The 19,747-nt window shown below is 69.8% G+C and carries 12 protein-coding genes; 4 read left to right on the top strand and 8 right to left on the bottom strand.

What is annotated here, in order from left to right; all coding sequences use genetic code 11:
- Window positions 1-473: helicase associated domain-containing protein (locus ACIQ8J_RS31790; protein ID WP_403276218.1), on the top strand; the 473-nt coding region annotated here is incomplete at its 5' end.
- Window positions 474-845: 372 nt separating this feature from the next.
- Window positions 846-2,807 (top strand): hypothetical protein, encoded by a 1,962-nt coding sequence (locus ACIQ8J_RS31785; RefSeq protein ID WP_403276219.1) that lies wholly within the window; start codon window positions 846-848, stop codon window positions 2,805-2,807.
- 73 nt (window positions 2,808-2,880) lie between these two features.
- Here the strand turns inward: ACIQ8J_RS31785 and ACIQ8J_RS31780 are convergent, their stop codons facing one another.
- The 5 genes from ACIQ8J_RS31780 to ACIQ8J_RS31760 form a co-directional block, all read right to left on the bottom strand.
- The gene (locus ACIQ8J_RS31780) at window positions 2,881-3,546 is read right to left on the bottom strand and encodes a hypothetical protein (protein WP_403608033.1); all 666 of its coding nucleotides are present in this window, start codon (window positions 3,544-3,546) and stop codon (window positions 2,881-2,883) included.
- Window positions 3,547-3,840: 294 nt separating this feature from the next.
- On the bottom strand, window positions 3,841-4,674 hold the full coding sequence (locus tag ACIQ8J_RS31775) for an SDR family NAD(P)-dependent oxidoreductase (protein WP_403276221.1): 834 nt from the start codon (window positions 4,672-4,674) through the stop codon (window positions 3,841-3,843).
- Between the two features lie 2 nt (window positions 4,675-4,676).
- Entirely contained in the window at window positions 4,677-6,083 is a 1,407-nt protein-coding gene (locus ACIQ8J_RS31770; RefSeq protein WP_403276223.1) for a hypothetical protein, read from the bottom strand.
- The gene (locus tag ACIQ8J_RS31765) at window positions 6,080-13,477 is read right to left on the bottom strand and encodes an SDR family NAD(P)-dependent oxidoreductase (RefSeq protein ID WP_403276224.1); all 7,398 of its coding nucleotides are present in this window, start codon (window positions 13,475-13,477) and stop codon (window positions 6,080-6,082) included. Before ACIQ8J_RS31765 ends, ACIQ8J_RS31770 begins: the two co-directional genes overlap by 4 nt.
- 162 nt (window positions 13,478-13,639) lie before the next feature.
- Window positions 13,640-13,774, bottom strand: a complete 135-nt coding sequence (locus ACIQ8J_RS31760) for a hypothetical protein (RefSeq protein WP_403276225.1) — start codon at window positions 13,772-13,774, stop codon at window positions 13,640-13,642.
- Between the two features lie 460 nt (window positions 13,775-14,234).
- Here ACIQ8J_RS31760 and ACIQ8J_RS31755 point away from each other — a divergent pair, with 460 nt between their 5' ends.
- Both ACIQ8J_RS31755 and ACIQ8J_RS31750 read left to right on the top strand, forming a co-directional pair.
- The gene (locus tag ACIQ8J_RS31755; protein WP_403276226.1) at window positions 14,235-14,369 is read left to right on the top strand and encodes a helicase associated domain-containing protein; all 135 of its coding nucleotides are present in this window, start codon (window positions 14,235-14,237) and stop codon (window positions 14,367-14,369) included.
- 334 nt (window positions 14,370-14,703) lie between these two features.
- Window positions 14,704-14,817 carry a helicase gene (locus ACIQ8J_RS31750; RefSeq protein WP_403276228.1) on the top strand — a complete coding sequence of 38 codons (114 nt, stop codon included), beginning with the start codon at window positions 14,704-14,706 and terminating at the stop codon, window positions 14,815-14,817.
- A 1,202-nt stretch (window positions 14,818-16,019) separates the two neighbouring features.
- Here the strand turns inward: ACIQ8J_RS31750 and ACIQ8J_RS31745 are convergent.
- From ACIQ8J_RS31745 to ACIQ8J_RS31735, 3 genes are all read right to left on the bottom strand, one after another.
- Entirely contained in the window at window positions 16,020-17,738 is a 1,719-nt protein-coding gene (locus tag ACIQ8J_RS31745) for a hypothetical protein (protein ID WP_403276229.1), read from the bottom strand.
- 747 nt (window positions 17,739-18,485) lie between these two features.
- Window positions 18,486-18,965 carry a M55 family metallopeptidase gene (locus tag ACIQ8J_RS31740; protein WP_403276230.1) on the bottom strand — a complete coding sequence of 160 codons (480 nt, stop codon included), beginning with the start codon at window positions 18,963-18,965 and terminating at the stop codon, window positions 18,486-18,488.
- The gene (locus ACIQ8J_RS31735; protein WP_403276232.1) at window positions 18,946-19,413 is read right to left on the bottom strand and encodes a M55 family metallopeptidase; all 468 of its coding nucleotides are present in this window, start codon (window positions 19,411-19,413) and stop codon (window positions 18,946-18,948) included. Before ACIQ8J_RS31735 ends, ACIQ8J_RS31740 begins: the two co-directional genes overlap by 20 nt.
- Window positions 19,414-19,747 lie beyond the last annotated feature (334 nt).

Genomic DNA, 19,747 nt, shown 5'->3' with positions numbered 1-19,747 from the left:
ATCCACGGCCGCGACTGTCTCTTCCCCACACCCACACCAACGAACAGCCAAGCCGACGGTCACACCAACAACCACTTCTGTTAGGACCTCTAAGGCGGTGGCGGGCGGAGAACCACATCACCGGCCTGTGCGCCGTCCCCTACACCGCCGAAACACGGGCCGGCGCCACCACCACCTACCCCCTCGGCCGCTGGATCCACCAGCAACGCAAAGCCCTGCGCGCGGGCCTGCTCGAAAACCACCGCAAGAAGCAGCTCGACGACGAAGGCATGGTGTGGGAGCCGGGCGAGGAAGCCTGGGAGACCAAACTCCGGGCCCTCGCCACCTACCGCCACGCCCACGGACACCTCGCACCCCGCCAGAACGCCGCCTGGCCCCCCGACGGCGAAAACACCGAGCCGGCGGGGGCTATCTGCTGCCCTACGGAGGTGTCTTACACCGCGCCGTGGCGGGCCAGCCAGCGCCGGACGTAGGCACGGTCCGGCGGGTGCACGCCGCAGGCAGCCACCCCTCCATGCGCGCGCTTCTTCTCGTGCCACACCTGGTGCTGATCCAGCGTGCAGTGCGGCGGCAGGTGATCCGTGGTGCGGATGTAGTCGGCGGTGCGCTCGCCGGAAATGCCCCAGAAGCGAATAACGTACGGCGGTTTTCGGCCTGATCCTGTGAATGGCCGAGAGTGGTCTGTGGTTCCCCGTGCCCTTCCCCGTAGGGTCCTCGACTTGGATACGACCCGAACGTATGTTCGTAAATCCGTATGGGGAAGGGCATGATTTTTCGTGCAGAGATATAAACGCTGGTGGTCCCGAGCGGTCATCGGCGCAGCACTGGTAACCCTCGCTGGTGTCGTGCCAGCATCCGCTGAAACGGCACCGACCGCAGCCGGGCTGACGAAACCCACGCTCACCTCCTCGCCCTCGCAGACACCGGCAGCCGGTGAACAGCGGCACGCAAACAGCCTGGCAGCCACCGCCGGCCCCGGCATCCCCGCCTCCGGAAAAAACCCGGAAGCCGGACCGCCGTTCCAGAAGAGCGGTAGCACGTGGCAGGTCGACCGCTCGAACGTCACGCTCCAGAACACCGTCACCGACCCGGACGGGGATGACGTCGACCTGACGTTCGACGTCTGGACACTCAAGCCGGACGGTTCGCCGAAGGCGCACATCGACACCACGAACAAGAACACCTACGGAACACCCGTCTCCGGTTACGTCAAATCCGGCACGAAGGCCTCCGTCACCATCGACTTCGGCTATCTGACCCCCGGTACGACCTACGCCTTCCGCACGTCCGCCTACGACGGCGCCCACTACGAGCGCGAGTGGTCGCCGTGGGCGAAATTCACCATCACGCTGCCCGTCGATCTGACGCTGCCCAACCCCAACGCGGCGTCGCCGAACCCGGACCAGACCGTCCAGCCGTACACGAATACCCTGGCACCGGCCTCCCCGTGGAAGACACCGGCGCCCCAGAGCCGCAACCGCTCGGGCGTCCTCGGGACGTCCGGAACCCACTGCACCACCTCTTCGGACGGGGTGAAGGTGTGCGGCAAGGCCGAGCCCTACAACGGCCATAACTTCACCCCCCACCGGGCAACCGGCGAGCAGGCGAAGGGCGCCGCGAAGGCGTCCCTGGTCAGCAACTGCGACCCGGCCAACCCGCCGCAGGGGCTGTGGACCACGCGCTTCGAGGAGTGCTCGTCGTTCACCATGGAGTGGGAGGCGTCCCTCAACAACGCCCCCGTGGGCACCGTGACGGCGCTGGTGGTCAACGAGCGCAAGCTCGACCAGAATTCCGGGAACATCACTGAGCGGATCAACGTCACCAACGTGGACGTTCCGCCCACCATCCCCGCGTTCACCCTGGACGCCCCGAAGATCGACTGCGAGCCCTCCGGCAACTGCGGTGACACGAATGTCGGCGGCTGGCAGGCCGGCGCCGCATGGGTGCCCGGCGACCACCACAGCGTGGTCTCGGACGCGTCCTACCTCTGGGGACCGACCCTGACCGGGCCGAACACCACCAATCCGCAGGTGATGAAACTCGGCGTCGCAGTCGCACTCCAGGGCAACCCGAAGATCCCGGGCAAGACGGTGCAGTCGACCCCGGCGGTCTTCATGGACGTCGCGGGCGGCGACATCGAGCACGGCGGAGCCCCCGACCAGATCCGGTGCGACAACACCAAGATCGTCAACAAGGTGCCGACGATCGGCTGCGTGTTCCACAACTACGTACCGACCTACACCTTCAACGCGGCGAAGTACCCGCAAGCCTCATCGCACGCGTGGCTGATCCAGCACAAGCTGGCCAACCACCCCGGCAGCAAGGCCGACGCCAAGCCGCTGTACTTCCTGCCCGACGGCGACATCAGCGGCAACCGGACGGTCATCTGCCCCGATAAATGGGCCGCGAACAATGGCGACACGAGCGCACTCAACGGCCCGACCGACAGGCCGAACTGCGACGAGTTCGCGTTCAACGCCACCTACAACAGCGGCGGGATGCCCTCGCTCGCGGGTGGTCTCAACCCGGTCAAGAGCGGGGACGCCTGCGTGCAGACCCTCGCGAAGAAGCAGGACACCGCCGTGCACCTGTTCAACATCGACGGCCTCGTGCCGACGTGGAAGGAGGTCTGCGGACGGTCCGCGATCTCCGGGCAGGACAACAGCGGTTCGATGGCCGGATTCGGGAGCTTCAACGCGAGCCAGCGACTGTTGGACCGCGACCCGTACTGGCTGAACACCAACATGCGCGCGGCGTGCTCCAGCGACAGCACTGCCGTGAAGTGCACCATGACCGCGAACAACTGATAGCGCCACTCCGCGCATAAAAGGGGCCCCCTTATTTCCTCAGCGGGAATAGGGGCCCCTTTCTGTCGTCTTTTTACACCGGCGAGGGCAGGCGCACCGCAGGGAGCAGGCCCAGCTCGATCTCCCGACGCGGCACCGACAGCCCGAAATACTCTCCTACGGCCCCGAACAGCCGCTTCGCCAGCTCCTCATCCTCGTCCTCGGGGTCCTCGCAGCCGGGGAAGGTCTCCCGCACCGCGCCGGCCTCGCGCATGGCCGCGTCCAGTGCGGCGAACGTCCCGAGCCGGTCCCCGGGCGGGAAGGGGGCCTCCAGCAGGCTGTCACCAGGCTCGCCGGAAGCCAATTCGCCTGCGGCGTCGGTAAAGTACATCCACGGGTGCTCGTGCAGAAAGCGGTCCAGGCAGATGAATTCGTGGCCCTGGTCGACCAGCGTCTCCTGGCTCAGGCGGTCGAGAAAAATGAGGTTCCAGGTGGACCGCTCTATCTCCACGACATAGGCCCACTCACCGCTGCGGCCGAACATCGCCACACTGACACCGGGGTCCACCCTCAGCTGCCTGTCGACATCCTTGAACAGCGGCGGCTGCTCGGCCATACGGCGGTCGGCACCGAGGCGCACTACGAGGTCCACCGGATCCACGCCCCGCACCGCCGTGAGGCAGATGTCCGAGAGCATCCCGTCCTTGACGATCGCACCGCTGTACCAGTGCTCGCCGATCCACGCCAAACCGTCCGTCATCGTGTCGGCTCCTCTCCCAGGACCTGCCGTCCGGCTATGTCTTCGGTCATGCCGGGCAGCTTAGCGACGAGGCGGTCAGCAGCGTTCTCGGGGGAACGTCGGGGCTGTCGAGTCGGCCGCAACGGCCGACGCGCCGATGGACTGACAAAGCGCAAACGTACCGAGGACACCGCCACGGACACGAGCAGGAGATCAGCGGGTGCAGGGCCAGCGGCCGTTCGCGAGCGTTGCCAGGGTTCCAGCTGGAGCGGGCGGCGTCGGTGAAGTGGGCTATGCACGTCGTGAGCTCGCGCGTCAGGGGTAGTCGTGGGTGCGTTTGCCATGTCGGTGGTGACGAGGTTGTGCCCAGAGTGTGGTCGGGTTGGTGAAGTCCCAGGTGAATGGTCGGATGAGGGGGTGTGGCAGGTGGTGCAGGGCCCAGCCTGCGCATTTGTAGCGGCGGCTGGGGATGCTGACGTAACGGCCACGGGCGAGGTCGCGCAGTGCGGTGGTGACCACGTGTGCGGGGCTCAGCCAGGCCCAGGAGGGGAGGTTGGGGGTGGCGAGCTGGTTGCGGTCGAAGAAGTCGGTGGTGGTGAAGCCGGGGAGGAGTGCCATCATGCGGACGCCGCTGGCGGCGACTTCCTGGGAGCGGGCGATGGCCTGGGTGAAGGCGAGTACCCATGCCTTGCTGGCGGGGTAGGTGGTGGCCAGGCCGCCGATGCCCAGGGCGGTGAAGGAGGAGACGTTCACCACGTGGCCGGATCGGCGTTCGATCATGCGGGGCAGCGCGGTGTGGGTCAGACGCATGACGGCGCGGATGTTGAGGTCGAGCAGTGCGGCTTCGGCGGATACGTCGTTGGCGTGGAAGGGGCGGTTCAGTACGGTCCCGGCGTTGTTGACCAGGAAGTCGACGGGTTTTCCGGCGGAGATCCGGTGTTCCACGGTCGTGCAGCCGTCGGGGGTGGCGAGGTCGGCGGGGATGGTCTCGACGTGGACTTTCGCCGTTGTGTGGAGGCTCTGGGCGAGGTCGTCCAGAGCGCTGTGGGTGCGGGCCACGGCGACGAGGTCGTAGCCGCGCTGGGCCAGTTGTTCTGCGAAGGCCCGGCCGATGCCGGAGGTCGCGCCGGTGATCAGTGCGGTGGGCATGGTCACACCGGCTGTTCGACGTGATCGGTACGGAAGGCGACGGACGTGGCGAAGGTGTCCAGCAGTCCGCTCAGTGGTTCGGCGGGCAAGCCGGGCTTCCACAGCTCCACGGCCATGTCACCGTGATAGAGCATCGGCCAGCGCACGTAGTGCCTTGGGTCGTCGGGGTGGTGGACGGCACGCGAGCGCCGCACAGTGTCGGCGGCGACCTCGGCTGTCAGATCGCTGCCGCAGCCGAAGCCATAGGGAAAGAGTTCCCGGTTGGGCGCTACGGTCTCGATGTGCGCGTCGTCGGCCCGTTCCACGCCGACGTGGGCGTGGATTCCGGCCCGGATGAGGGGGACTTCGCGTTCGCCGTTCGGGTGCGGCGCCCAGGCGCCCGACGTGGTACGGGTTACACGGACCTTGGGGGCGGCGTGGAGGAAGGCGCGTACCTCCCATGCCTCTACCGACGGTCCTAGCGGGTGCTGGCCTTCCGGCGCGAGGACGCGCAAGGGGCTGCCCGGCGGATCGAGTGCGACGATGGTGACGTCGCCGCGGCCGAGGCTGCGCTTGTCGACGTCCCAGCTGCCGGAGGCGCTCACCACCAGGGCGTCGAGATCGGGGTCGACGAGGAAGAGCATTCCCTCGCTCATGCGTTTCCAGCCCATGTACTGCTCGTACAGGCGGGCCAGTTCGGCGGACACGTACTGGCCGATGGCGGTGGGTGGTGGCAGCAGTCCCAGCTCGCCCATCGTGCGGCCGGCGCGTGCCAGCTGGGCGGGGGCGGGGCTGGCGTCCCACACGCGTGCCGGTACGGCGTTGGGCACCAGCTGGTAGGCGTCGGAGATGTCGCGGGCGCAGGCGGCGGCCACCAGGCGGTCGCGCATGCGGTCCGCGGCCTGCGGCGCCGTCTCGGTGGGGTGTCCGCCTTCCATCGTGCAGAAGGTGACCTCCGTGATCTGGCCGGGGCGCTCGCCTCTGGTGACAAAGAGGATCTTGGGTGCGGCGGTGCGGGCCATTGCGGTGCGGGCGGTCTCCACCACCTCCGCGTGCGGCAGCAGGCTCAGCCGTTCGGGGATCTCGGCGAGGACCACCACCTGGCGCGAGCCCACCCGCAGGCCGTGTTCCTGGCAGGCGGTGACGGCCAGTGGCGGCATCTGTTCGGGCAGCCGGTGGCGCAGGGGTGCCGGGCCGTCAGGGATGAGGCCGGCGACCAGGAGGAGGTCGACGTCGCCGCGCGAGTGCCGCACAACGGTGTGCCCCTGCTCCTCGAAGGCCGTCAGGAGCTGTCGGCCGAAGGCGGCCAGGGTGGGGCCGGCCTCCTCGTCCAGGCCCACGGCCTGGACGAGGAGGGGCCGCCACCAGGCCAGCGCGGATAGGTCGTGAGGCGGCTTTGCCAGCGTGTGGCTGAGGCTGGTGTCGGTCACGTTTGTCTCCGGATCAGCGGTAGAACGCGGCAGGCGAGGTCGTCGAGACAACGCAGCGAGGTGAGTTCGAGTACGGAGAGGTCGCAGCCGAGTCGCTTGCGGACCAGAGCGGACAACTCGACGAGCATGAGGGAGTCCATGCCCAGGCGGTCCAGCCGGCAGGTGCGGTCGACGCGCTCGGCCGAGGTCTGCAGGACCGTGGCGGTCAGCCCGGCCAGGATCTCGGCGAGGGCCTCGGCGGCGGCCGCGGGCGCCAGCGCCTCCAGCCGTGCCCGTACGTCCTGCGGGCTCTCGTCGCCGCCCTGGGGGCCGGAATCGTCAACGCCGTGGAGCAGCCGGGTGTTGAGGGCCGGGAAGAGCTTCCCGAGGCGGTGCCAGTCGAAGCGCCCGACGAGCACCGTCTCCGCCTCGCTGTCGGTGAGTTCCCGCAGGGCACACCACGCCTCGTGCGGATCGAGTCCTTCCAGGCCGCTTCGTGCGAGGGTGTCCATCAGGCCGGCCCGCTCCGCGTAGCCCGTGCTGCGGATGGCTCCCCACTCCACGGCCAGACCTGGGAGCCCGGCCTGGCGCCGCTGGCGCATCAGGGCCTCGCAGTAGGCGTTGGCGGCGCCGTACGGGCCCTGGTTGCGGTTGCCGATCGTGGCGCTGACGGAGGAACAGACCATGAAGAAGTCCAGGCCGTGTGTGCGGGTGGCACGGTCCAGGACGAGGGTTCCGGTCACCTTCGGATGCAGGACAGCGGCGAAGCGCTCGGGCGTCAGTTCGTCGAGCGGCGCATCGTCGATGTGCATCGCCGCGTGGATGACGCCCTTCACCGGGTGGCCGCCTTCCGCCGCGTCGGCGAGGATGCGGGCGACGGCGTCGGGATCGGCGATGTCGGCCGCGTGGGCACGCACGTCGACTCCCTGTGCCTCGAGCCGCTCCAGCAGGGCGCCTGCTTCGGGTGTGCCGACACCGCGGCGGCCCACGAGGACCAGGTGGCGGGCGCCCTCCTCGGCCAGGTGCGCCGCAAAGGCTGCACCCAGCCCCGACAGGCCGCCCGTGACCAGATAGCTGGCGTCGGGGTCCAAGCGCAGGCTGCCGGCGGGGGGCTCGACGAGGGGGGCCTGGGCGAGATCGATGACGACCTTCCCAATGTGCTGGGAGTGCAGCAGGTTCTGGAAGGCCTCTGCGATCCGGTCGGGCGAATAGACCTGGTGCGGCAGCGGCCGGTAGCGCCGGTCGGTGACACGCCGGGTCAGCTCGGCGAACTGCGCGACGGCCGTTTCGGGAGCCTGCACCGCCAGGCCGGCGACGTCCACGCCGAAGTAGGCGATGTTGTGGCGGAACGGGCCGAGCAGCATGGGCGTGTTGGCGTAAAGGTCCCGCTTGCCGAGCTCGACGAAGCGGCCGCCGGGGCGCAGACACTCCAGACCGCGGGAAATCGCTTCCCCGGCAAGGGAGTTGAGGACGACGTCCACGCCGCGGCCTGCGGTGGCTCTGCGCACGTCCTCCGCGAAGGAGAGGGCGCGGGAGTCGAAGACGTGGTGAACACCCAGAGCACGCAACAGTTCCCGCTTGGCCGGGGTCCCGGCGGTGGCGATGACGTCGGCGCCGCCCAGGGTGTGTGCGTACTGGAGGGCGGCCAGGCCGATGCCGCCCGCGCCCCCGTGGACGAGCACTGTTTCACCGGGGCGCAAGCGGGCGGTCTCCTCCAGCGCGTACTGCACCGTGAGGAACGCGGCGGGCATGGTGGCCACCTCGGTGAAGCGCATGCCGTCGGGCATGAGTCCGCTCTGGTCGGCCCGCACCACGACATGGGAGGCCAGACAGCCGTAGCCGGAGGCGTAGACCCGGTCGCCGGGAGCGAAGGCGGTGACGCCGGGCCCGGCCGCCGACACGACGCCGGCGCACTCCAGGCCGAGGCGGGGGCCGCCCTCGCCGGGCGCGTTCTCGTCGGGCACCAGTCCGGTGGCGACCATGACGTCGCGGTAGTTGAGAGCGGCGGCTTTCACCTCGATCACGAGCTCTCCAGCCCGCGGCTCCCGCACCGGCTCGGGGATCCAGGTGAGCTGGTGCCGGAGGCCGGGTTCGCTCAGGCGCAGCCGGAAGCGGTCTCCCGGGGCCGCGCGCCGGGACGGTGGGGTCGAGGACACCAGACAGGGCCGGAAACGGCCTTCCGGGGTCAAAACGGTCTCCGGGGCGTCGTCGTCAGCGAGCAGATCGCCGACCAGCCGCTCGGCATCGGGCCCGGGGTCATCGACGGACTGCAGCGAGACGCAGCGGACCCTCACTGCCGGATACTCGGTGGCCAGGACCCGGCCCAGACCCCACATCGGCGCGTCCGCCGGGCTGAGCGGGCACTCGGGTGCGGGAAAGAGGCCGGTGGGCGCAGTGACGAGACACAACTGCCCGCCAACAGAGCTCAGTTGCTCGGCAAGGTCTCGCAGTGCGCGGGCACGGCAGGTGGTCAATTCCTCGGCGTGGTCGGCCTCGGTCACATCGCCCGCGTTCAGGATCACCACCACGCGCGGTGGTGCATAGGGGCCGGTCGCCGCAGGCAATGGGACGGCGTCCCCCAGGCCGGTCAGCGCAGCAGCCAGCCGCGTGGCCACCGCCTCGCCGAGGTTTTGCGCGGCGGGTTCGGCGACGACCGTCCAGCACCCTGCGACCTGGTGCGGCGGGGCGGGCGTCGGCAGGGCCGTGCTTCCAGTGAAGCGGGCAAGGAACACGGTGGTGTCCTGGCGAAGGACATCGGGTGCGACACCTGTGTACTGCACATCGTCGAAGCCGACGCCGTTCAGGCAGCGCGTCCATGCCTCGCGCGACAGCAGGGGCGGCCCGCCGCGCCGGTTGTCCGCACTCTCCCAGTACTCGTCGAGCAGCCCGAACAACGAACTGACGGGATCGGCTTCCAGGCTCTCCAGGCCGAGGAGCAGCCCGCCCTCGGCAAGCAGACCGGCGACCCGGTTGACAGCGCGGTGCACGTCGGCGGCGACGTGCAGCGCGTTGGCGGCGAGGACCAGATCGAAGCTCGCGTCGGCGAAGCCCTGGGCCGCGGGGTCCTGGTTGAGGTCGAGGGTGCGGTATTCGATGACGGCATGGTCACGGAAGCGGGTCTCGGTGCGGGCGAAGAACGCGGTGCTGACATCGGTGAAGGTGTAGCGGGTGCGGTCCGCAGGCAGCTCCGGCAGTACGGCGGCGGTCAGACCGCCCGTGCCGGCGCCGATTTCGAGCACGCGCAACGTCCGGCCCTCGGGCCAGTGACGGACGATCTCGCGGATCAGGCCGCGAGCGTAGAGGTTGTGGAGCCTCCAGTGCGGCGCGTCGCTGTACAGCTGGGACATCAGGTGCCGGTCGGCGTCGGCGTAGAGCATCTCGCGCGGGTCTGCCGCACCGCGCAGGATGTCGGCCAGGTACGGGCGGCACCGGTTGAACACGGTGCCTGCGGCCGCCCAGTGCGGCAGCTCCCGTAGTTGGGCACGGACCTGGGTGTCCGGGGTGGGCGGGGTGCCGGTGAATCGCCAGTGGGCGGGGGCGGTACCGGATGTGTCGCGCGGTGCGAGCAGGCCGCTGTCACAGGCAGACCGGGCCATCAGCTGCGCGAGCGGACGGTACTGGGGGCGCATCCCGGCGACTTCGAGATCGGCGAGGCCGAACTCCTGGATCTGGGGCAGGAGTTCACGGAAAGCGAGGCCGGCGTAGTGGCCCAACACCCGCCAGTTCAGTTCCGCGAACCTCGGGTAGCGGTCGTCCGCGGCCGAAGCGAGCCGGCGGCGTTCCTCACGGGTGGCATCCAGAAGCTCTCGGGGGGAGGGCAAGGCACGACGCGTCGCGGGCCCGCCATGGACAGGGAGAGCACGCAGGGCGACCTTGTGACGGGCGGGGCGTCTGGTTGCCTCGTGGTCGAAGCGGCGTAGCCTGCATCCGGTCAGCTCCAGGCTCACCTGGCCGTCCGGGTCCAGTACCTGCAGGTCCCACACCGCCTCCCGGTCGCCGACCGTGACGGCCCTGACGTGGACGTAGCCGCTCTTGGCGGGCTCACGCCACAGGCGGGCGCCCTCGATACCCACGGGCAGGAACAGCCGCCCGTCATCGGGCCCGGTGAGCAGCCGGGCACCGGTCTGCAACGCCCCGTCCAGCAGGGTGGGATGGGCGAGGTAGCCGACGGTGCCGGTCCGGAGGCGGTAGGCGGACAGGGCCTGGCCGTCTCCGGCACGCAGATCGGTCAGCACGTGGAAGGCCGGACCGTGTCGCACTCCGGCCCGGGACAGTGCCGCGTAGTGGTCGGACACGGCTTCCGGCCGCTCGAGCTGGGCCGTGAGCGCGACGAGGTCGACACGCTCCGGCGCGAGCCGGTGCAGCCGCCGTACCCGACCCCGGGCGTGCCGCTGCCAACTGCTCGTCTCGCCGGTGCGGCTCGCGATGGTGACCGCTCCAGTCTGCGGGTCGAGCGAGGTCTGGAGCAGTACCTCATCGGTGCTGTCCTCGCCGGGCAGGACACAGGCTGCTGTGATCGACAGGTCTGTCACTTCCAGCATGCCCGTGTCGAGGGCCTCACGGCCCGCCTCGAACGCGGCCTCCAGATAGGCAGCGCCCGCCAGCACACGGGCGGTGCCCACTTGGTGGTCGTCCAGCCACGGTGCGCGCACCGTTGACAGGTGGCCTTGCCACACCGGATCGGCCACCGCGGCCCGTTGTCCGAGCAGCGGCCGGTCCACCGTCCCGTCGCTGGTGACCCTGTCCCACCAGTTCGGTGCGCCGTTCCAGTGCCGTCCGCGCTGCCACGGGTAGGCGGGAAGTTCCACGACACGCCCCTGAGTCGGGAAGAGAGCCTGGGCGTCGTACTGCGCGCCCGCCGCCACGGCGTGCGCCACGGCCCCTCGGACGGCATCCGGGCCGTCGCCACGCCGGGTGCAGGTGCGGATCACAGCCAGCGTGCGGCCGCGGCGCGGCGGCGCGAGGCGCTTGAGGTACGGGCTGAGGACCGCGTGTGGGCCCACGTCGACCAGGATGTCGGCGCCCAGGTGAAGCAGGGTGTCCATCGCGGCGCCGAACAGCACGGGGCGGCGCACGTTGTGCCACCAGTACGTCGCGTCGAGGCGCTGGTCCGCGCTCAGCAGGGTGCCGGTGACCGTGGAGACGAAGGGCAGGCTCGGCTGCCGGGGGCGCAGTTGGGCCAGCGATGCGCGCAGCGGCTCCTCGACCGTGTCCATGGCTCTGCTGTGAAAGGCGTGATCGAGGTCGAGGGGGTGGAAGAAGACCCCGCGGGCGGTGAGTTCCTCGCCCAGCGCGGTCAGCGCCGCGGTGTCGCCGGCGACGGTGGTGTCCACGGGGCTGTTGATCCCGGCGAGTTCCAGCCGGTTTCCGTACGGGGTCAGCGCCTTGAGGATGTCCTGCTCGGACAGCCCCACCGCCGCCATGCTTCCCTCGCCCGCGGTGAGTGCCTGTGCCCGGCTGCGGCAGGCGACGACCAGCGCGGCGGAGTCCAGGTCGAGTGCTCCGGCGGTGTACGCGGCGGCGATCTCCCCAACGCTGTGGCCGGTGACAGCGGCCGGGCGGATTCCGCGGGCCGCGAGCAGCTCCACCAGCCCGACCTGGAAGGCGAACAGCAGCGGCTGGGCCACCTCGGTGGCGTGGATCCGGGAGCTTTCCGCCGGCGCGCACATCTCCTCGACGACAGACCAGTCCAGGTGACGGCCGAGTGCTGCGTCCACCTCCTCGACCGCCTCACGGAACACCGATTCGGAGCCAAGCAGGTCCGCTCCCATGCCTGCCCATTGCGAGCCGTTGCCGGCGAACGCGAAGGCCACGCTGCCGTCCTCGACCGCCGTCGCCGGTGCCAGACCGGGCGCCGGACGCTCCCCCCGGGCCGCGCCACGCAGCGCCCGCGCCGCCTCGCCGGGGCTGGTGGCGAGGACCACGGTGCGGTGCTCATGCAGGGTGCGGCGCCGCGCAGAGGTGAAGGCAAGATCGTAGAACTCCCCCGCGCCACGCGATTCGAGCCACTCGGCCATGCGGCCACACGCCTCACCGAGCGCCTCCGGGGACCGGGCGGACACCACCACCGGCAGCGGGCCGCTGGTATCGGCCCGGTGTCCCTGGTGCTGCGGCGGGGCAGGGCTGACGACCACGTGCGCGTTGGCGCCGCCGAATCCGAAGGAGTTCACCCCGACCACGGACTCCGGCCCCACCTCCACGGGTTCGGCGCCGATGACGGGTCGGAGCCGGAGAGCGGCGAAGTCGATTTCGGGGTTCAGTGGTTCGGCGTGCAGGGTGGCCGGCACGATCCTCTCGCGCAGTGTCACCACGGCCTTGAGGACTCCCGCGACGCCTGAACCGGCCTCCATGTGGCCGATGTTGGACTTCACCGAACCGATCGGCAGCGGGCCGGTCGTCCGATGTCGTGCCAGGGCCGCACCGATCGCGGCGCACTCGATGGGGTCGCCCACCGGTGTCCCGGTCCCGTGCGCCTCCAAATAGACGAGCCGGTCCGCCGCGATCCCGGCGTTGCCGTACACGTCTCGCAGCAGGGCACTCTGGGCCTCGCCGTTGGGCAGGGCGAGGCCCGCCGTGCGGCCGTCGTTGTTCGTGCCGCTGGCCACGATCACCGCGTGGACCCGGTCGCCGTCGGCGAACGCCGCCGACAGCGGCTTGAGCAGCAGCAGTCCGCCGCCCTCGGCCCGTACGTAGCCGTCGGCGTCGGCGGAGAACGCCCGGCAGCGTCCGGACGGCGACAGCATGGAGGCGCCGGAGAAGCCGCTGTAGACATGCGGGTCGATCAGGATGTTGATGCCGCCGGCCAAAGCCATCCCGGACCGTCGGGTGTGCAGGTGCTCGCAGGCCTGATGGATTGCGGTCAGTGCCGAGGAGCAGGCTGTGTCGACGGTGACGCTCTGGCCGTGCCAGTCCAGCAGGTGCGAGATCCGGTTCGCGGTGTTGCCAGCGGCCGTGCCGGACATGGTATAGGCGTTCCCGCTCCTGGGCCGCGCTGCCTGCAGCGTTCCGTAGTCCTTGCTGGAACACCCGATGAACACGGCGCCGTCCGTACCGGCAAGTTGACCGGCATCCATGCCGCCGTCGTCCAGGGCCTCGACCGCCAGCTCCAGCAGCAGCCGCTGCTGCGGGTCCATGCGGGACGCCTCCCGCGGCGAGATCCACGAGAAGTACCCGCAGTCGAACCCCGCAATGTCCTCCAGGAACCCGCCCGCCACGGTGTACGTCCGCCCTGAGCGCCGCCGCCCACCGTCCAGGAACGACGCGGCGTCAAAACGCTCGGGCGGCACGCTGGTGACTGCGTCCCCACCGGAGAGCAGGAGCGACGCCAGGTCGTCGAGCGACTGGACACCCCCCGGCAGCCGGCACCCCACACCCACGACGGCGATCCGCGAATCCGAGGGAGGGCTCTGGCTCATCTCCACGCGAGGCTCCTTGCGTCGAACCACCTGCACCAGCACCCGGGGATCAGCCGGAAGGATTCCCCCTACAAGGCCACAAAGAGGGTATTGGCAGATAGTCGAATAAACATGCAGCTCTCACCCATATGGAGCACATCTGTTGTGTCGGAGTGTGCGTTGTCAGTGGCGGAACCCGCGGGCGGGATAGCGGGCAGTGTCCGTGTCGAACGGTTCGAACCACTCGCCGGCTGCGAGGTTCACCATGCCCATGGCCTGATGGATCTCGCTAAAGGTCGTTTTCTCCTGGTGCTTCATCCCAGGGGGCAAGGTCGATGGGGTTTCATGCACCTCGCCAGCCAGGTGGGGGTGGACTCGCCGGTGAGGCGGCGAGCTGCCGACGGCCAGGACCACGACATACGGCCCGGGGTATGGGTCTCCCACCAGAAAAGCCGCCGCGACCGGTTGAACGGTGAGCAGCGCGCCGAGCCCGGGATGGACCGGACGTAGAAAGCCAGGTGACTGGGGCTGCGGAGAGTCGTTGACCTGGCAAAGAAGCACGAAAGGTCCCGGGACCTGAGGAGACAGCCCCGGGACCCGTGCACATCCGGACACCGTACCGCCGGGGAAACCCTCCGCACTCAACTGAACCGAGTGCTCCCAATGACGGATGCGCGGCCAGGCGCCTGCCTCAGGTTGCCCGGCCCGGCGTGGCGTGCCTCGCTGCTGATCCGTGCGGCGGCGCGCTGTCACTGGCTGTGCACGTTTGGGAGCGGGCGTGCGGGCGGCATCAACGATGGCTGCGTACGACGTACGGCTCGGGGTGTGGGTCTCCAACCAGAAGATGCGCCGCGACCAGTTGAGCGGTGAGCAGCTCGCACTGCTCGCCGGGCTCGGGATGGGCTGGGCGTAGGAAGTCGGGTGACCTGGGCTGAGGAGAGTCGTTGAACCGGGGCCAGAGTTCAAGAAGCACGAAAGGTCCCGGGGCTGTGTCGTCAGGCCCCGGGACCTGTGCGCGTCCGAGCCCCCGGCCGGACGGAATTCGCTGTGCCACCCGGGTGGCATATCGGCCAGCACAGCGCGGTGGTGCGCCCGCGGCCCAAACCACGGGCGCACCACCTGCCTACCACGCCACCACCCCCTCCACGCCCCTGAGCCGATTGCGCAGAGCCATCCGGGACCATCGACATCCCAGCCGCCGTCCCGCATCCACACCGAACAGATCACCACCGACGGCCAGGACCACGATGTACGGCTCGGGGTGGGTCTCCCACCAGAAAACCCGCCGCGACAAGCTGAACGGCGAACAGCTCGCCCAACTCGCCGAACTCGGACTCGACTGGGCGGGGGAAGCGGGGTGACCTGGGCTGCGGGGTCTCGTTGACCTGGCGGAGAAGCGCACGTAGGGTCCCGGGGGCCCAGGAGACAGCCCCGGGACCCTTGCGCTCCGGGCACCGGCCGGACGGAATGCGCTGTGCCGCCCGGCCGGCATACCGGGCAGCACAGCGCGGTGGGCGCCGCGGCTCGACCTGTCAGCGGGCCACGAGCACACCCACCCTGCCTACCACGCCACCAGCCCCTCCACATCCCCGACCCGGCCGCGCAGGGCCATCCGGTGACCGCCGAACCCCGTCCGGGACGCACGGGGTTCGGGCCATCAGGATGGCCGCATCCGGGACGGGTGGCCCACCAGCATGGTCACTGACGGAACACGCGCCCCGGACACTCCGGCAACCGCCGGATTTACCGGTCCGGCCGCTTCACGGCCGGCTTCTCCTCCCCGCACTGCGCTGACGTCTCATGCAAGGCAACCTGCTCAAGGAGATCAGCGAGATCCACGTGCGGCCGGGCCGCCTTCTCCCGCAACGCCTGGCATCCAGGACAGTTCCTCTTCACACAGCCATCCTGGAGTATCACCGCACCGCGCCCCGCCGTGAGTGGCTGCCCCACGGACCCGGACAACCCGCGTCCCACCCAGCGGGCAGGACAGACAGAAGGAACCGTGTCCCCCCCCCAGGCCCTGCCCCGCCACCGGGGGACCCCGACCCGCCCGGCCAGGGTCCCCCACCCCACAGTCGCTCCAGTCGCTCCCCCGCGGCCCCAAAACCCGCCCACCCAACTCGCCAAACCCGGGACGTACTGGACATAACTGGGTGGGGCGACCAGGATGACGGGCGGTCGTTGACCAGGCGATCAGATGAAGTGACAGGGTCCCGGGGCAGGCCGACGCCCCGGGACCCTTGCACGTCCCAGGACCAGCCGGACGGAAACCGCTGCCCGGCCCACGCGGCATCAAGCCTCACCCGGCGGGGTGAACACCCGTACCGGCCCGCGTGATCCGGGATCCGCCGGGCAGCATCGGGGCGGGCCCGGAGGGAACGGCGACCCAACCCGATCGCACTGGCTCTCACGCGGTCGCGAGAGCCCTCCGGGCCCATCCACGTCACAACCGCCGTCCCGCATCCGCGCGGAGTCGCTGACACGCCCGAACCCCTCCCCCAGGTTCTGTTCGGTGGGAGAGGGGTTCGGATGCGTGCCGGTGACGTCACACGTCGGTCTGGTGTCAGGAGACAGTCACGTCGTCGTAGTACGTGTACGTCTCGTCACCCACGTAGTTGTCGTCCTTGTTGGTGAGCGTGAGGGTGTAGCTGTGGCCCGCGGTCAGGGAGCCGGAGGCGGTCTTCCAACCGGCGCCGTTGGTGCAGGTCTTGGGCAGGACCGTCGTGGTGGTGCCGGTCGTGTTGTCCTTCAGAGTGGCGGTGGCCCAGTCGTAGGTGACGGTGTCGGGGCAGGTCACGTCGTAGGCGAAGGAGACCTTGGAGCTGCCGGTCGGCGCGGTGAAGGTCTGGGCGATGGAGGAGGTGTTGGTCGGGCTGGACGAGCCGACCAGGGCGCCGTAGCTGCCGGTGTGGGCGGCGGCGGTGCTGGCGGCGGCGGAGCCGGTGGAGGTCCAGCCGCTCAGGGTGCCCGCCTCGAAGGTGCCGTTGCTCAGCGCGCTGCCGCCGCCGGTGCTGCCACCGGTGGCGAAGGCCGTGGTGCCGTTCGGGGTGCCGAGGCCGGTCGGGCCGTCGTAGCCGGGGCCGGCGGTGCACAGGTAGCTGGGCGAGCAGGTGCCGTTGTTGCCCGTGGTGACGTCGTTGAGTGCGCTGGTGTGCGCGTAGGGGTACTTCGACGGGTAGTCGCCGGTGCCGGGCGTGCCGGCCAGTGCGTAGACGCCGGCGATGATCGGTGCGGAGGCGCTGGTGCCGCCGTACACGTTCCAGCCGCTGGCCTGGTAGCTGTCGTATACCGCGACACCGGTGGCCGGGTCGGCGACGGCCGACACGTCGGAGATGGCGCGCTTCGAGCAGCCGCTGTCGGTCTGCCAGCTGGGCTTGGGGTCGTACGCCGAGCAGCCGGAGCCGGTGCCCTCGGTGCTGTTGGTGTGCCACACCGACTCGGACCAGCCACGAGCGCTGGAGTCCCGCTTCAGGGCGGTGCCGCCGACCGAGGTCACGTACTGGGAGGCCGCCGGGTACTCGGCGCCGTACGCGGAGTCGCCCGCCGAGACGGTGATCGCGACACCGGGGTGCTTGAAGTACTGGTTGTCCGCGGTCAGGTCTGAGGAGTCCTCGGAGCCGCCGTAGCTGTTGGACACGTACTTGGCTCCCTGGGCCACGGCGGTATTGACCGCGGTGCCCAGGTCGCTCATGTTGGCCGTGCTGGACTCGACCAGCAGGATGTGGGCGTTGGGGGCGATCGCCGAGACCATGTCCAGGTCCAGGGAGATCTCGCCCGCCCAACCGGCGTCTGCGGCCGGGTAGTTGGTGCCGCCGTTCTGGTCGATCTTGCTGAAGCAGCCGTTGGCCGCGGTGCAGGCGGGCAGGCCGTACTGGCTGCGGTAGGCGGCCAGGTCGGACTCGGCGTTGGGGTCGTCCTGGGCGTCGACGATCGCGATCGTCGCACCGGCACCGCCGTTCGCGGGCAGGTTGTAGGCGCTCAGCAGGTCGGACGGGCCGTAGCCGGACGGCACGGCGAGCGGCGACACCGCGTTGACCGTGAGCGCATGGGGCTGGACGACGTCGGTGCGGGCGAGCGCCTTGCAGGCCATCACCCGGTGCTTGATGGGCTGCGAGCAGAGCCGCTTCACGTGCGGAGTGGCCGAGGCCGACGCGCCGGTGCTCGCGGCGGTCTGGGCCTGGGACGAACCGGCCGCGACCAGGCCGGTGGTGGCGAAGGCGAGCGAGACGAGCCCGGTCAGGGCGGTCCGCTGCGCGGCTCTTGATATATGGGGGATACCCATGGGTGGGGGTGCCTCTCTCGTACCGGTCACCGCGCGTCGGTCGACGGCCGTGACCGCTCGGCTGGACAGCGGCGGACGGCATACCGGGCCACGCCCCGAACCAGACACTCGCCACCCCGCCGAACCATCCGCATGAAGAGAGCAGCGGAAAGCAACACCGCGATCGCACAGGGGATTTCCCTGGGCGTGCGGTAGCCGTTCCGCGGGGAATTGCTCTCTCCGCAGACAGGGAAGCAAGCCCCCGGACCGAAACGCGAACCCCATTTGTCTAACGAACTGTCACCACGGGCTGTGGTGGCACCGTTCGCCGGGCGGAAGCAAAGCAGAGTTGATGAGCACCGGTCAACGGGCTCGGCCCGGGGTTCGTCCGCTCAACTCGTTACGGGACCGTGAACAGGACGGACAGAACAGGGCCAGAGCAGGTAAATGTACGGTGGGTCATTACTCGCGAATGGACGGGAATTAGCCTGCACCTGAACCAGTAAACGGAAATGCATGGGCTGATCTTGACCACTCATTGACCACGGCCACAGGACCGGGCCGCTCAACTGCAGTGCTCCATTGGGGTAGTTGAGGCTTGCCTGTTCGCTTTGCCGGATTACAGGCGGGAGGCGTGGCCTTCGCCCGACCGGCCTCTGCTCCGAGACTGGCATCGGCGAGATGGTGCTCCATCACCGCGCACCCGCCGTTGGCCGCACACACGCAGCACAGTTCTCACAGACGGGGGTCATGACGACGGCACCCGGGCTACCGGGGATCAGCGGTGAGCTTCGATGAGGCCAGGGTCGTCGCGGCGCTCAAGGGATCAGGCCACGACAGCACGCCGCCCCCGGCCGCCTGCATCGTCGTGGCTACTCGGCGATGGCCCGGGTGAGCATGACCACGGCGACGAAGCTGCGGTACAGGCGGATCGGGTCGGCGTCGGTGAGGTGGACGGTCAACTCGTCGTCGCGTACCGCCCTTGATCCACGTCGCCATCTCGGCCAGGTCCGCGTTGCGGAACCGGACGGTGAGCGTGGCGGGGAGTTCGATCGCGGGCACTGCTGCGTGCGGCAGGCTCTGGACCGCCTCGTGGGCGGCGTCCCGGATCACCTCACGGGCCTGGTCCGGGTGCATGCTGTCGGCGGCGAAGCGCGACACCGAGGACTTCACCACGGCGGCACGAATGCCGGGGCAGAACGGCTCGATCTCCTCGGCCGTGATCCCGTCACCCGTGATCAGCACCACCGGCACCCGGTGCCCGAGCGCGACCCAGCGCGTTGATGCCGCTCTCCCCCGCGGGCACGCCGTTGAGCCGGACGCCGGCGATCGCCTTCGGGTTGTAGGCGTGCGACAGCGTGGAGGCCCGACCGGACATCGACCCGTGATACGAGACGAAGAAGACCCCGTCGAACGAGGCGTCGAGGCCCTGCACCATGTACAGCGGCTTGTGCCGGCCGGACAGGTAGCGGGCACGGCCGACGAGCGCGTCCGGGCGGAGGTTGGCCATCACCGAGTGCGAATCGTTCACGAGGAACTCACTCGCGCCGACGCCCCGCGCGCCCTCGATCGCAGCGTTCACCTCGCCTCGGAGCAGGCCGCGGAAATGACCGTACTCGGCGCCCGTGGGCCTGCACTGGTCCCAGTCGACGCCCCCTGCCGTGCCCTCCATGTCGGAAGAGATGAAGATCTTCACAGCGTGGTCCCTTCAACATCGGGTGCCGACCAACGGGTTGAGCGCGAAGGGGGCCAATTGCGCCGCCACGAGCCAACCATGGAACGGGGCCGGGCGAGAGGCCTCCCGCCGGGACGGCCCGCTCCCCGGCGTTGGTTGCCGTTCGCTTGGCGGGGCGACGCGTCGTCATCACGGTGTCGGCTTCGCGTACGGCTGTCGCAGGCTTTTGACGCGGGCATGGAGAGCCGCGCCACCACGAAGGGCCCAAGCACCCGCTCCTGTCGCACCGAACTCGACGGCATCGACACCGGTTTGACCAGCTGGTGAGAGCGCATCCCGTCGGTGGCCGGGGCGG

It is taken from the genome of Streptomyces sp. NPDC094147, assembly GCF_044764265.1.
In the GTDB taxonomy this organism is placed as follows: Bacteria; Actinomycetota; Actinomycetes; order Streptomycetales; family Streptomycetaceae; genus Streptomyces.
This window is presented reverse-complemented; position numbering and strand designations above follow the sequence as displayed.